Consider the following 13719-nt stretch of genomic DNA (forward strand, 5'->3'; position numbering starts at 1 on the left):
GACCGCGCCGGACGGGTCGACGTTCGTCGCACAGTTGTTCGAGATGGCTCCGATCGGTCTGCTGATCGTCGACCGGGAGCTGCGGGTCCTCCGGATGAACCGGGCGATACGTATAATGAACGGTCTGTCCGCGGACGACCTGGGCGGCGAGGCCCTGTCCGAGCTGCTGCCCGGCGTCGAACCTCAGGCGTGGGAGGTGATCCGGCGGGTGTTCGCCACCGGACAGCCGATCATCGACGTCGAGATCACCGGCGCAACCCCCACGACCTGGCCTGACCAGCACGTCTGGCGGGTCTCCCACTACCCGATCCCCAGCCCGGACCAGATCACTGTGGCCGTGGGCGTGGCGGTGGTCGACGTGACCGAGCAGCGCCGGGCGGAGGCCGGGCGGGACACGGTCGAGCGGAAGCTGCGGCTGCTGAGCCGGGCCAGCGGGCTGGTCGGGGCGTCGCTGGACCTGACGGCAACGCTGGAAGGGATGGTCGAGCTCCTGGTCCCGGAATTCGCCGACTGGTGCGAACTCTTCCTCACCAACGAGCCCTTGGACCCCGACGCCAGGCCGGCCAGCCTGCAACAACGCCGGGTTGTCGGAGCGAACACGCCTGGTGTGGCCCCCATGCCCCCAGAGGTCCCTTCGGACATAGTCTTTCATCTCGACCCGGACCATCCCGCGTATCGTGCGCTGGCCATGCGTCAGCCCGTCCGGTTCGACCTGGACGACCGGACTATCCGAGCGACGCACCATCCGGACCGGGAGAAGTACTTCGGGTACATCCTCGCCGCCGTTCGTCACGGCATAGCGGTGCCGCTGTTGGCCGGACACGAATACCACGGGACGATCTTCCTCGGTCTCGGGCTCTCCGGGCGGACCTACACCCAGCCAGATGTCCAGACCGCGGCCGAAGTGGGCAGCCGGATCGCCAACGCGGTTGCCAACGCCCGCGCCTACGACCGCCAACGCAGAGCCGCGCTCACCCTGCAAAGCGGGCTTTTGCCTGGCGGCCTGCCCGAGGTCGAGGGCCTGGACCTCGCCTGGCGGTACGAGCCCGGCACCGCGGGCACCGAGGTCGGCGGTGACTGGTTCGACGTCGTTCCGCTGTCCGCCGGCCGGGTCGCGCTCGTCATCGGCGACGTCATGGGACGCGGGTTGACCGCCGCCGCCGTGATGGGGCAGGTCCGTGCCGCGGTCCGTGCCTTCGCCGCTCTCGACCTGCCCGCCGCCGACGTGCTGACCCACCTCGACGACCTTGTCCAGACCATCGGCGCCGGCACCGACGGCGCCGATGGTCAGCTGCATCTACGCCATCTTCGAACCTGCGACGGCCACCATCACGGTCTCCAACGCCGGCCACTTACCTCCCGCCCTTGTCAACCCGCACGCCGACGTCCAATTCCTCGACGACGCCGGTGGGATCGTCCTCGGTGTCGCCAGCCAGACTTTCACCGACGTTCGCTACCCGTTCCCGCCCGGCACCACCCTCGCCCTCTACACAGACGGGCTTGTCGAATCCCCCACCATCGACATCGACCAAGGCACCCGACGACTGCAGGCCGCCCTCGCCGATTCGGGCAACCTGCTGCACACCACAGCCGACCGTCTGCTCACCCTCATCGACCGCACCGGCGGCTACGACGACGACGTCGCACTCCTCCTCATCCGCGCCGCCACCGCCGCGACGGTCTGCACCAACGTCCTGTCCCCCGACCCCCGAGCCGCCAAGACCGCCCGCGACATCACCGTCACCGCCCTCGACGCCTGGGAGCTGTCTGAGCATGCCGACCTGGTGGAACTCCTCGTCAGCGAACTGGTCACCAACGCCATCCGCTACGCGGAGACCCCCAGCCACCTCACCCTCCGCCGCGGCCAGCACGCCCTCTACGTGGAGATAGCCGACGGGGACAGCCGCGTCCCCCGCCTGCTCAACCCCACCGCCGACGACGAAGGCGGCCGCGGCCTCCAACTCGTTGCCGAACTCGCCACCCGCTGGGGTGCCCGCCCCACCCACACCGGCAAGACCGTCTGGTTCCAACTCGACACAGGGGACAGTCCCTCTTCGACAGGGGGTCCGGGCTTCCTCGTCACCGGTGCGGTCGGTGGGCGTGCAGGAAGTCGTCAACGAGATCGCGCACATAGGCCTCGGTGAAGGTTCGTCCGGTGAGGAGACGCCGGTAGATCAACGGTCCGGCGAGCTGGTCGATCGCCCGGGAGGGATCGAGCCGGGGGTCGAGTTCGCCGCGCGCGATCCCGGCCCGGACGATCTCGTCGAGGACCCGCGAGCTCTCCTGGTAAAGGAACTCCTTGAGCTCGGCGTAGGCGGGATGGGTCGGGGCGCGTTCGATCATCGTTCGCATGATCTGCCATTCGCCGGCATCGTCTACTGTTCGGCGCGAGTGTGCCGAGATCTGCGCCGGACGAGCCTGCCCGGCGGGCCATGCGGTACCGGACGAGTCGGGCGCGGCGGATGGGGGCAGACTTGCCCTATGAGCCCCACCAGCCGTGGCCGCGGGAGCAGACGGAGGACTTCCTCCAGGGACGCCAGGAGCGGGTCACGCCCCACTGTGCCGCCCACGTCGGACACCCCGGACACGCTGGACGCCTGCGACTGCCCGCAGTGTTCGGGCGGCGACGAGCTGGATCTGGTCATCGACGGGCTGCTCGCGAGCGGGGAGCTTCTGCTCACCGTTGACGACCCGATGGAGGCGGAAGCTCTCGGCGCGACGCTGCTCTCGGCCGGTGACCTGATCGGTGAGGAGGCCGAGGAGGCGTTCGTCCGCGGGCTTGTCCCGGCGTTGGAAACCGCGGGCACCGCGGAGGCGCTGGCGACGCTGCTGGCGATCGGTTCCGTCGCGCCAGGCCGCCTCGGCACGGCCGCGGGCGACGCCGCCGACCGTCTGGTCGAGGACGGCATCGTCCGCCCGGTATGGGCGGACGAACTGGAGGCACCGGTGACGGCCGGTGACTTTCAGCGCCTGAACGACGACCAAGGAGAAGCGTCGATGCTGGTCTGCTCGTTCCATCGAGCGGGACGCGGGCACGCCGTCATCATCAATGTCGATCACAACGACTGCGGCGCCGCCGTCGACATTCTCGTCCTCGACGCCGACAAGCTATCTGACGCAGTCGAAATGCTGCATACCGTTGCCAGTGCCGACGGCATCCGGATCAGGACCGAGAGCCTGAGCCCGGAGGAGTTCCGCTGGCAGGCCGAGAACGCCCTCGCCGCACGGGCGGTGCACGACGCGGGCGACGTCGCTCTCAACCTGGCCGAATTTCTCGACGGCGATGACGACAACGACGGCCCGGCCTATCCGGCCCTGGCAATGCTGCTACGGGCCCGGCTGGCAACCCTGCCGGAGCCCGGCAGGCCGCCCGCGCCGCATCCCACCGACGACGACGAGGACGGCCTCGACCTCGACCCTGGCCTCGCCCCCGGCCTGACGCTGCTGGAGCGGCGGGCAGGCGGCGCGGACCTCGTTCGCGGCGGCCGGCCGCTGCCAACATCCGGTGGCCCCGTGCTGATTCCTGACGGCTTCGCACTGGCCCCGCCCAGCATCGCGCCGTCGGCGGCACTGCCGGCGAAACGGAAGAAGGCAGCCGGGCCGGCGCCGACCTACCAGATCAAAGTGGGTCTGCGTGGTACGAAACCGCCGATCTGGCGCCGGCTGGAGGTGCCCGCCGACATCCGTCTCGACCGGCTGCACAGCGTCATCCAGGCCGCGTTCGGCTGGTACGACTCCCATCTGCATGTCTTCGAGACCCGGTACGGCAGTTTCGGCAGCCCCGACGCGGAGCTGGGCTACCGCGCCGAGGCGGCGGTGACGCTGGAACAGGTCGCACACAGCTCGAACGACAGGATTCTTTACACCTACGACTTCGGCGACAGCTGGGAACACGACGTCCTGGTGGAGAAGGTTTTCAGCCCGGACCCGGCGGTGCGCTATCCCCGCTGCACCGGCGGGCGCCGCGCCGCTCCACCGGAGGACTGCGGCGGTATCTGGGGGTATGTCGAGCTGCTGCAGGTGCTGAAGAATCCCGACCACCCCGAGCACGACGAGAAGCTGGAATGGCTGGGCGTCGACAACGCCATCGACTTCGCCCCAGAGCGGTTCGACGCCGCGGCGGTCAACCAGGCGCTGTCCGCCATCCACTGACGCTCACCGTCGCCGCGGGAAGAACCGTCTGGACGGAAACCCGCCAGTCCGCAGATCAGGCGGCTGACAGACCGGTATTCTCGAAGACGAGCGAGGGCGTCCTCGCCCCGGTCGGCCGGGGCCGGCTGGGATGCGGGAGAGTACGCAGCGCGTCGAGCGCGGGTTCGACGAACGTGGCCCACTTCTCGGTGGGGAGATCCCACAGCTGCGACCACGTCCGGCGCTGGATCTGATCGACGACGGCCGCCGGAGTCGCCGGCCCGCCGGAGCGGTCGATGGCGAAGTCCGCGACGAGCCGCAGACCGTTCTCCGCCGCGAGGTGGATGACGGCCTCCGGAGTATCCGGGCGCGGTGAGCTATCCGACAGCCCGTCGTTCATCGACCGGATGATCTCCGAGATGTCGGAGGTGACGGTCGATTCCCCGGCGCCGGCGACCGCGAGCCGGCCGCCTGGCCGCAGCACCCGGGCGACCTCACGCAGAACAGCCGGTATGTTCCCGACGAGGTGCAGGACATGGACGGCGACGCACGCGTCGACGCTGCCGTCAGTGAGGGGGATCGCCGTGGCGTCGGCTCGCGCGACCCGCCCCGGGATGCGACGGCGGGCGTGGGCGAGCATCCGCTCGGAAAGATCGATACCGGCCACCGACCAGCCATGCTCCGCGAAGACGCTGGCGATCAGCCCGGTGCCGACCCCGATCTCCAGCAGGGCACCGGCGGGCAGGTGGGGCGCGAGCTCGCTGGCGACACGACGCCCGCGTTCGGTCCCGCCCCGCGTCTCGTCGTAACGGTCGGCTATTTGGTCGAAGTTAACGGACTCCGGCATACGTCCAGAATAGGCGAGGTCGGTCAGTCATCAGCGCATCCCGATCCCCGGTCGGACCCGGCAGGGGTACGAATCCGGTCAGGCGAGCGCTCTGATGCCCGCCGGAAACGACCCGCGGCCGGTCATGTCGTCGCGGTGACCTCGTCGTCCGGCGGGGAGTCTCCCCACCATGGCAGCAGGATGAGCTGGAAGGTCGCCCCGCCTCCCGGGGTCGGCCGGTACTCAACCCGTCCGCCGTGCGCGGCGGCGACGGCCGCCACGATGGACAGGCCCAGTCCGGTCCCGCCGCCGTCCCGGGAACGACCCGTGTCAGCCCGGTAGAAACGTTCGAAAAGGTGCGGGACGGCGTCCTCGGGGACGCCGTCCCCGTGGTCGATCACCGAGATGACGACCTCACCGGTTCGGCTGTCCTCCGCCGGGCCCACGCCGCGGTGGGCGGCCGGATCCGGGCCTGCGGCGCCGGCCCCGCCCGGTGCCGCGACAACGGATATCGCGGTGCCGGGCGGGGTGTGGACCACGGCGTTGCGGACGAGGTTTCCGACGGCCTGGCGCAGCCGTCCCTCGTCCCCGGCCACCTCGAGGATCGGCGGCGCCTCGTCCTCGATCGTCCGGTTCGGGTTGACCGCCCGGGCGTCGGTGACGACGTCACGGACCATGGCCGAGACATCGACGGGCTGGCGTTCCAGCACCGGCCGCTGGTCCAGCCGGGCGAGCAGCAGCAGGTCGTCGACCAGGACGCTCATCCGGGCGGACTCCTCCTCGATGCGGCGCATGACCGTCGCGAGATCCTCGGGCCGGTTCGCGGCGCCCCGGTGGAACATCTCGGCGTAGCCGCGGATCGAGGTCAGCGGGGTCCGCAGTTCGTGGCTGGCGTCCCCGACGAAGCGGCGCAGCCGCCGTTCGGATGCCTCACGGGCCTGGAAGGCCGCCTCGATCCGGGTGAGCATCGCGTTGAAGGTGAGCCCGAGCCGCCCCACTTCGGTGCGGGGGTCGGCGTCGGCGACCCGTTTCGTCAGGTCACCCCGTGCGATCAGGTCCGCGGTCTGTTCGATCCTGATGAGGGGACGCAGGCCAAGACGGATGATGACGTAGGCCGACATGGCCAGCGCGGCCAGCATCACCGAACTCGCGACGATCTCGATCCTGGTGACGTTGTCGAGAGTGGCGTCCATCTCCGTGAACGGCACGGCGACGACGAGGACGTCCGCGTTGTCGAAGCGTTCGGCAAGCACCCTGAACCGGCTCCCGCCACCCTGGGCGGGCACCGTCCACAGCGGGACGGTCGCGAGGTCCGGATGGGTCTGCGCGGTGGCGAGCAGATTCGGTGTGACGTTCGGACGCCGGGTCGGAGTGCTCGGGCCGCCGGGGCTGGGACTGGGGCTGGTCTCGGCCAGTCGGCGGCCGCTGCCGTCGTACAACGCCCCGTAGGTGCCGACCAGGAACGCGCTGCCGAAACGCGGGTCATGGTCGTCGGAGTCGCCCCCGCCGGAAGCGCGCCCTCCAAGATCATAACCACCTGAGTCGCCGGAGCCGCGGTCACCGTATCCGCTGGCCCGCAGGAGCGTCTGTTCCATGACCGGATGGGCATCGCGTACCTGCTGGTCCAGCCGGCCGCGCAGGTAGGTCGCCACCGCGCCGCGTGTACCGGCCGCGCCGAGGGCCATGCCGACCGCCAGCAGACCCACCAGAGCCAGCAGCAGCCGGGCGCGCAGCGACATGACCGGTCCACTCAACGCGGCAGACGCAGAACGTAACCGACGCCACGCACCGTGTGGATCAACGATGGCGGAACAGGGTCGATCTTGCGCCGCAGATAGCTGACGTAGGTCTCCAGGACCCGCGCCTCCCCGCCGAAGTCGTGCCCCCAGACGTGGTCGAGAAGCTGGGCCCGGGTGAGCACCTTGCGGGCGTTCGCCAGCAGATAGTGCAGCAGGCGGTACTCGGTGGCGGTCAGCTCCACGTGCCGCCCACCACGCCGCACCTCTCGGGTCTCCGGGTCGAGTTCGAGATCGCTGAAGCGCAGTGGCCCGGGCGTGCTGTCGGCGGCCCCGGCCCGACGCAGGATCGCGCGGACCCGGGCGACCAGCTCGCTGACAGCGAACGGCTTCGTGACGTAGTCGTCCCCGCCGAGGGTCAGCCCGTGCACCTTGTCCTCGGTGGCGTCGCGGGCTGTCAGGAACAGGGTCGGCATGCCCCGCCCCGAACCACGCAGCCGCTGACAGAGCATGAACCCGTCGATGTCGGGGAGCATGACGTCCAGCACGAGCAGGTCCGGTGGCGACAGCGCGACCCGGGTCAGCGCCGCCTGTCCGGAATGCACGGCGTGCACGTCGAAACCCTCGTAGCGCAACGCCATGACGACAAGATCGGTTATCGCCTCCTCGTCGTCGACGACGAGGACTTTGAGCGGACGCTCCATCCGCCCAGTCTCACCCGTCTCCCGCGTCGGGCCGGTCATCCGGGCCCGACAGCGGTGGGAGCGGACCAGGCAGGTACGGAGGAAAGCCGCTCTGACGGGCGTGTATCCGGCGGTATGACGCCGTTGGAGGGCGTGGACGCGGCGGCGGCCACCTGACCGGGGAAGCCGGCCGAACGGGCCAGCCGACCGGTGGCGTCGACCGTCAGCCAGGCCCATCCCTGCCGGGCGAGATCGGCAAGCAGGGCCGGCGCGGCGTGGCCGGCGGCCAGGGCGGCCGTGGCGTAGGCGTCCGCCAGGGTCAGATCCGCCCCGACGATGGTGACCGAGGCCAGCGCGCTCGCCGGGGTCCCGGTGCGCGGGTCGACGACGTGTCCGCCCCGCTCCGAGACACCGGACGTGGCGACGGCGAGATCCGTGCCTTCGACCACCGCGACGAGCCGGGCCCGCTCGAAGGGGTCGGCGATCCCGACCCGCCAGGGCCGGCCCGTCCCCGAGGCTCCCCGGACCAGCAGGTCCCCGGCCGCGTTGACGCAGTGGTCCGGGGCGCCGGCGTCGGTCAGCGCCCGGGATGCCGCATCGGCCGCCCAGCCCTTGACCAGACCGGTCGGATCCAGGGTGCCGTCCGTCCGCCAGGCCGGGTCGAAGCTTCCGCCGGTCCGCTCCCGGCAGGCGTCGGCTGTCCGGTACACCTCACGGACGTGGTCCGGGCAGTCGTCGAGGCCGATCTCGCCGCGCCGCAGCCGGGAGACCCAGGAGCTCGGCAGGAAGGTGCTGAAGTCCTCGTCCGCCCGGTGCAGCACCGCGACCGCCGCCGCGATCGCCGCGTCCAGTGCCGACGGGCCAAGTTCCGCGGCGCCGGGCGGGCGGCGGATGTTGATGCTGACGACCGTGCCCATCACCGGTTCGGCGTGGACCCGGCCCGGCCGGCTAGGCACCGGCCCTGTCCAGAGCGGACTGGACGGACTGCGCGTAACCGTAGCTGGTGTAGGAGGCCCCGGAGACGGTGTCGATCCGGGTGCTCTGGGCGTCGAGCACCTCCTGGCGCAGGATCGGCACCGCCCAGTTGTTGATCTCAATATCACGCCGCTCCCGGTCCGGTAGCCGCAGGGCCACCACATCAGTGATCGTCTTTCCGCTCAGGACGACCTGGACCTGCACGGAGCCGTAGCGGGTGCTCACGGCGTCGCCTGTCACTATCTGGGCGGTGGCCGTACCCGATGGGCCCGAACCCGACGGCGAACCGGCGGAGTCTGGTCCGGATGAGCTCGAAGCGGAGGAGTTCGAACCGGACGAACCGGCGTCGCCGGACGCCGAAGTCGAGCTGCCGTCACCCGAAGCCGACGTCGGAGCCGGAGCCGGGGCCGGGTCGCCCGTCGTGGCGGGCTGCTGGCTCGCCCCGACTGTGGCCGGCGTGACGGCGAGCGCCACGGGCCGCTCGCCGGGCCCGGTCGCGGTCTTCGCGCCGACAGCCAGGGCGACGGTCGCCATCAGCGCGGCGAAGCCGAGCCGCGCCCGGTAGGGCTTTCCGGCATTCTCGTTCATCTCAGCGTGAACTCCTCGGTGTGGATCTGCTTGTCGGACAGCCCGAGGCCGCGCAGCGCCTGGACGACCGCGCGTGTCATCCCGGGGGGGCCGCAGACGAAGACATCCCGTTCGGCGACGTCCGGCACGGCCGCGACGAGGAAACGCGCCGCCAGCGGGTCGTGTCCGAGGTCGCGCCGGGAACCGACCACACGGTGGACGATCAGCCGTCCGTTGCCGGCCAGCCTCTCGAACTCCAGCCACAGGATGAGATCGTCCGCCCGGCTGACCCGGTGCACCACGACGACGTCGTCGCCGCGGGCGAGCAGGTCCTCCGCGAGCGCCCGGACCGGTCCGATCCCGCTGCCCCCGCCGACGAGCAGCGTCCTGCCCCGGGTGGCGTGCTCGGCGGTGAAGTGCCCGAACGGGCCTTCGGCCACGACCGGGGTGCCCGGCCGCAGGTGGGCGATCGCGCGGGAGTGATCGCCCGTGGCCCTGACCGTGATGCGCAGCCGGTCCGGCCGCGGCGGGGCGGACAGCGAATAGGGGTGCGCGCTGACGAGATGCCCGCGGGCGGCGAACCGCCACAACAGGAACTGCCCCGCCACCGCGCCGAGACGATGCAGGTCACGGCCACGGATCCAGACCGAGACGACCCCGGGTGCCTCGTGGACCACCCGCTCCACCGTCATCCGGTGCCGGGCGACGGCCACCGCCGGCAGGACCAGCCGCCAGATGACCAGGCAGGCGGCGACCGCCAGGTACATCCCCTGCCACAGCAGCCGGTTGACCGGATGGCCGACGAAGTCCACGCCGGTCGCCGTCTGGTGGGAGTACACCAGGAGCACGGCAAGGTAGGCGGTGAGGTGCAGCAGATACCAGGCCTCGTAGGAGACGCACCGCCGGACCGCGCGGGCGCTGACCACCCCGACGGCCACGAACAGCAGGGTGCCGACGGTCGCCTTCCACATCTCCGGGTAGGTCGTGACCACCGTGACGAGCTCGGACAGCGGCTGATGATGCGTGGTCAGGCCGTAGCCCCACACCGTGAGCAGGATGTGGACGACGATGAGCAGCACGACGTTCGCGCCCAGCCCGCGGTGCCAGGCCGCCAGCCGGTCGAACCCGACCGCCCGTTCGAGGACGGGGATCCGCGCCATGAGCAGGAGTTGCACGAGCACCAGGTAGGCCGCCAGCAGGCCGCTGACCCGGCCGGCCGCGGTCATGGCGGGCCCGGCACCGTGGACGCTGGACGCGGAGGTGTCGAACCACCACAGGGCCACGACCACGACTCCCCATGCCGCCAGGGCGAGCCGTACGGCGAGCCCCGGGGACCAGCGCGGCGGCACGGGCCGGCCGCGGGCCGCGCCCGACACGACCCGGCCTCCCGGCAGGCGCGGGGGACCTGGTTCCCGCGTGGGCGTCGCCGCGCCCACGCGGCTCGATCCGCGCGTCCGTGCCCCGCCGGCCGGATACCGCGTGAAGCTCATGGACACGGACGATGACCGCGGAAGCTGGGAACATGCTGTGAAGAGCCTCAGAACTTGCCGGGACTTCCACCGACCTTCCCTTCTTGATCACAAAACTTGATCGCAGGACTTCTGACCGGCCGCAGGCGTCCTGACGAGATGGTGACGGCTTCCGACGCAGGCGGCGAGGGACCGGACCGCCAGGTCGGTTAGTGGACTGTGTCGGATTGGAGATAGCACAGCGGCGACGCAAAAATCACCCTTGGTAGCCGAGCCCGAGGTCGTCGTCTTGGGCCACGCACAGGGGGAGGCCGGTCATGGCGCGTTCTGGTTGGGACCAAAGCCAGTGGATCGACTACGACGCATACGTCCTGAACGTCTTTGCGGGAGGCAGCACGGCCTGGATCGAGTACCGCTACACGATTGGCTATGTCGGATGGCGGCGGATCTACACCGAGCCGGACCCGACCGAATCAGAAGTCCTGACAGTCGCCACCGCAGCCAAGGCTTCCGGCCGACCGGTACGTGTCCGGGTGACCAACAGCAGTGGCCCCGGCGGCACAGCCGAAATCGTCGCCATGCAGACACTGTGACAAAGGAGCCGTGACGCTGTGGCCAGGCTTTCACCCGGGCAGGAAACAGAAACGACACCGCTCGGCGCCGACCTCCGACCCTTCACCGACGGTGACTACATAGCCGTGCCCAACCGGATCCGTCCTGACGATCTCGCGGAGCCCGGACCGACAGGCGCGGACGTGCGGACCGTCGACGGCGTCGACCGAGCGGCGCTCGCTCTGCGGGACGCGGCTGGCGACGAGCCGCACCCGCTGGGCGCGGTTCTGCGTCCCGCTCCGGCGGAACAGCAGAACTGATCTTCACCTGCCCGTTCTCGCCTTTTCTTTTCTCCTCTTCTTTCTTTCCTCTCCTCATCTTTCTGTTTTCCTCTTTCTGGCCAGGTGAAGGCCCGGAGCCCCACGTCCGCGCACCCCCGGCCCTGAGCTCTCATCTCCCGCAGGCCGTGGTAGAGGATCCCTCCCTACCGGGTGAGCTTCGTTCCGATGACGACGGTGGCGTTCAGCTCCTCGGACGTGACCACCTGTGGGAGCAGCCCGTTGCGGGCGACGGTTTCGACGGTCCGTGCCGCCTGCCGCCCGCTGGTCTCGACCAGCAGGCGGCCGCCTGGCGCCAGCCACTGTGGCGCCTCGGCGGTCACCCGCCGTAGGACGTCAAGCCCGTCCGTGCCGCCGTCGAGCGCCATCCGCCGCTCGTGGACACGGGCTTCGGGAGGCAGCAGCCCCATCTCCTCGGTGGGCACGTAGGGCGCGTTGGCGGCCAGGATGTCGACGCGTCCCCGCAGCGTGACGGGCAGCGGCTCGTAAAGATCGCCCTCGTACACCTGGCCTCCGGCGCCGGCAAGGTTGCGGCGGGCGCACCGCACCGCAGCCGGGTCGAGGTCGGTCGCGTACAGCTCGACCGCGTCCAGGGCCATAAGCAGCGCGACGCCCACCGCGCCCGAGCCGCAGCACAGGTCGACGACGACCGCCGCCGGCCGGTTCGGCGGCTGGCCGACGCGTCCGGCGGCCAGCCGCTGGGCGAGAGCGACAGCCTGCTGGACGAGGAACTCGGTGCGGCGTCGGGGCACGAAGACACCGGGGTCCACGGCTATCCGCAGGCCGCAGAACCACGCCCAGCCAAGGATGTGCTCAAGGGGCAGGCCGGCGGCCCGCCGATCCACCATGGCGGCAAGCTCGTCCTCGGTCCGCGCCGCGCGAAAGAGCAGCCGCGCCTCGTCCTCGGCGAAGACACAGCCGACGGCCCGCAGCCTGGCAACGACGGCGGGCAGAGATGACGGTGCTGGAGAAGGTGCTGGAGAAAACGACACGGGAACCTTTCGGGATGCCGAAGGGCGCCCTCCTGGCCACCTAGCGAGCCGAAAGCGGCACGATCATGTTTCTTTCGTGCTGCCGAGAGGCCTGAGCCCCCAGCGCACCGTGCGGTCGGATCACACGGCCGTAAGGCGGGAGCGCCCAGCCTGACACAGTGGAACCTGATGCCATCGGACCTGACGTCATCGGACCTGACGTCAGGGAACCTGACACCGCGGGACCTGACACCGTGGGAATGGGACTCACCTCCTCGACGCGTCCTGCGTTGCTGAGAACAGCAACACTACCTGAGCGGACCCGCGACGCCGGACAGGGATCCGACAGACAAAAAAACAAATCTGCCGTATACGGTTCCGCGCCGCTCGGGCCCTCTCCGGCGAATACGGATCAGTCCCCTGGCACGGCCGGCGCGGATCTCCTCAGGGACCCGCCGGGCAGGCGCGCCCTCGTCCGTCTCCGGTTCACGGCGAGCGGACGTTACGGGTCTCGCCAGGAGGAACCCGGATGAAACACAGGACACCGGTCCCGCGTCGACGCGCATTTACCGGCACCCAGACGGAATACCGTTCAAACAATCGGGACACAATTAACACGCCAGGAACGAACGCGGCGAGATCTCCCCACATCCTCAAGATTCTGTAACTATTTATACCGGCAGAATCGGTTGACCGGCGACAGCCCGCCCCGACTGTGGGTCATCCTCGACGAGGCGGTGCTCCATCGAAGCTGAAAGAACTGGACGCCGAAGGATCCGGACAATCGACGGCGGCACGGAGGACAGCATGATCGCGTCGCCGTCGGACCTCGGACCTCGGACCTCGGGCCCCGGGAACCGGAAACCGGGCCGCCAGGGATCGAGGCCCGGATCCCGGGGCCGTTGTCGGGCCCCAGGTGCAAGAGCATGATCATATAGAGGTGCGACCGCCGTAATCTCCGGCCGCCCAGGGCACGACGCCCAGGCGGCCTTCGTGTTCGCGGCAACGCCGGCCGGCAGCGGCCGACCGGCGAGCCACCGCGATGGTCGCTGTCAGGATACGATCGATGACCTGACAGAAAGGGTCTTGCGATCGGGCCCACAACAGCGCACTCTTGTAGCTGTCCGGTCGGGTTGTGGTTCTTCCAGCGTTGGTCTTGACGACGGACGCGGGCAGACGTCATCCCGACCCTGCTGGCGGGTATCCACACCCGCTGTTGCCGTGGAGGAGCGTAGGTGCCATGAACGCCATCGACTGGGCGGAAGCCCCAGGGTCGGGGCGTCTCAGGCTTCCCTTCCGCCCGACCTGCAGATCCGATTGGTTGCCACGATCACGCGTCGGCGGGACGTAAGTAAGCGATCACACGGCGCTCCGAACGACGATCGCCATGGAGCGCGAACCCTTCCCTGGATCCATTACACGTCTGACGCTGTCAGACGGTCTTTTTGTCGCTGTTGTTTCCGCGCAACGG

Annotated in this window: 13 protein-coding genes and 1 pseudogene; 6 read left to right on the forward strand and 8 right to left on the reverse strand. The window is 70.0% G+C overall.

What is annotated here, in order from left to right; all coding sequences use genetic code 11:
• Positions 1–43: 43 nt before the first annotated feature.
• Positions 44–1198: pseudogene (locus tag CM1CMNOD_RS24540) on the forward strand (PAS domain-containing protein); the annotation flags it as partial.
• 85 nt (positions 1199–1283) lie between these two features.
• On the forward strand, positions 1284–2144 hold the full coding sequence (locus CM1CMNOD_RS23775; protein WP_043604137.1) for an ATP-binding SpoIIE family protein phosphatase: 861 nt from the start codon (positions 1284–1286) through the stop codon (positions 2142–2144).
• Here CM1CMNOD_RS23775 and CM1CMNOD_RS19485 read toward each other — a convergent pair.
• Positions 2080–2352 (reverse strand): TetR-like C-terminal domain-containing protein, encoded by a 273-nt coding sequence (locus CM1CMNOD_RS19485; protein WP_237702890.1) that lies wholly within the window; start codon positions 2350–2352, stop codon positions 2080–2082. The genes CM1CMNOD_RS23775 and CM1CMNOD_RS19485 overlap by 65 nt on opposite strands.
• Positions 2353–2559: 207 nt before the next feature.
• Between CM1CMNOD_RS19485 and CM1CMNOD_RS19490 the strand changes: the two genes are divergently transcribed.
• Positions 2560–4152 (forward strand): plasmid pRiA4b ORF-3 family protein, encoded by a 1593-nt coding sequence (locus CM1CMNOD_RS19490; RefSeq protein ID WP_202797644.1) that lies wholly within the window; start codon positions 2560–2562, stop codon positions 4150–4152.
• Positions 4153–4207: 55 nt separating this feature from the next.
• Here the strand turns inward: CM1CMNOD_RS19490 and CM1CMNOD_RS19495 are convergent, their stop codons facing one another.
• The 6 genes from CM1CMNOD_RS19495 to CM1CMNOD_RS19520 form a co-directional block, all read right to left on the reverse strand.
• Positions 4208–4978: a class I SAM-dependent methyltransferase gene (locus CM1CMNOD_RS19495; protein ID WP_013875306.1), complete on the reverse strand. Its 771-nt coding sequence runs from the start codon at positions 4976–4978 to the stop codon at positions 4208–4210.
• A gap of 122 nt (positions 4979–5100) precedes the next feature.
• Positions 5101–6696, reverse strand: a complete 1596-nt coding sequence (locus tag CM1CMNOD_RS19500) for a sensor histidine kinase (protein WP_013875307.1) — start codon at positions 6694–6696, stop codon at positions 5101–5103.
• A gap of 11 nt (positions 6697–6707) precedes the next feature.
• Complete coding sequence (locus tag CM1CMNOD_RS19505; RefSeq protein ID WP_013875308.1) at positions 6708–7436, reverse strand: response regulator transcription factor; 729 nt, start codon at positions 7434–7436, stop codon at positions 6708–6710.
• A complete protein-coding gene (locus CM1CMNOD_RS19510) occupies positions 7433–8332 on the reverse strand; it encodes an FAD:protein FMN transferase (protein ID WP_013875309.1) in 900 nt (299 codons plus the stop codon). The genes CM1CMNOD_RS19505 and CM1CMNOD_RS19510 overlap by 4 nt, the downstream gene beginning before the upstream one ends.
• A complete protein-coding gene (locus CM1CMNOD_RS19515; RefSeq protein WP_013875310.1) occupies positions 8325–8939 on the reverse strand; it encodes an FMN-binding protein in 615 nt (204 codons plus the stop codon). Before CM1CMNOD_RS19515 ends, CM1CMNOD_RS19510 begins: the two co-directional genes overlap by 8 nt.
• Positions 8936–10294, reverse strand: a complete 1359-nt coding sequence (locus CM1CMNOD_RS19520; RefSeq protein ID WP_013875311.1) for a ferredoxin reductase family protein — start codon at positions 10292–10294, stop codon at positions 8936–8938. The genes CM1CMNOD_RS19515 and CM1CMNOD_RS19520 overlap by 4 nt, the downstream gene beginning before the upstream one ends.
• A 410-nt stretch (positions 10295–10704) precedes the next feature.
• Here CM1CMNOD_RS19520 and CM1CMNOD_RS19525 point away from each other — a divergent pair, with 410 nt between their 5' ends.
• Together CM1CMNOD_RS19525 and CM1CMNOD_RS19530 are read left to right on the forward strand one after the other, a co-directional pair.
• A complete protein-coding gene (locus tag CM1CMNOD_RS19525; protein ID WP_013875312.1) occupies positions 10705–10980 on the forward strand; it encodes a hypothetical protein in 276 nt (91 codons plus the stop codon).
• An 18-nt stretch (positions 10981–10998) separates the two neighbouring features.
• A complete protein-coding gene (locus tag CM1CMNOD_RS19530) occupies positions 10999–11259 on the forward strand; it encodes a hypothetical protein (protein ID WP_013875313.1) in 261 nt (86 codons plus the stop codon).
• A 164-nt stretch (positions 11260–11423) separates the two neighbouring features.
• Here CM1CMNOD_RS19530 and CM1CMNOD_RS19535 read toward each other — a convergent pair whose 3' ends face one another.
• The gene (locus CM1CMNOD_RS19535; protein WP_013875314.1) at positions 11424–12269 is read right to left on the reverse strand and encodes a putative protein N(5)-glutamine methyltransferase; all 846 of its coding nucleotides are present in this window, start codon (positions 12267–12269) and stop codon (positions 11424–11426) included.
• Between the two features lie 578 nt (positions 12270–12847).
• Between CM1CMNOD_RS19535 and CM1CMNOD_RS23395 the strand changes: the two genes are divergently transcribed.
• Positions 12848–13003 carry a Scr1 family TA system antitoxin-like transcriptional regulator gene (locus CM1CMNOD_RS23395; RefSeq protein ID WP_237703167.1) on the forward strand — a complete coding sequence of 52 codons (156 nt, stop codon included), beginning with the start codon at positions 12848–12850 and terminating at the stop codon, positions 13001–13003.
• The last annotated feature ends 716 nt before the right edge of the window (positions 13004–13719 follow it).

It is taken from the genome of Protofrankia symbiont of Coriaria myrtifolia (genome assembly GCF_900634755.1).
Lineage (GTDB): Bacteria > Actinomycetota > Actinomycetes > Frankiales > Frankiaceae > Protofrankia > Protofrankia coriariae.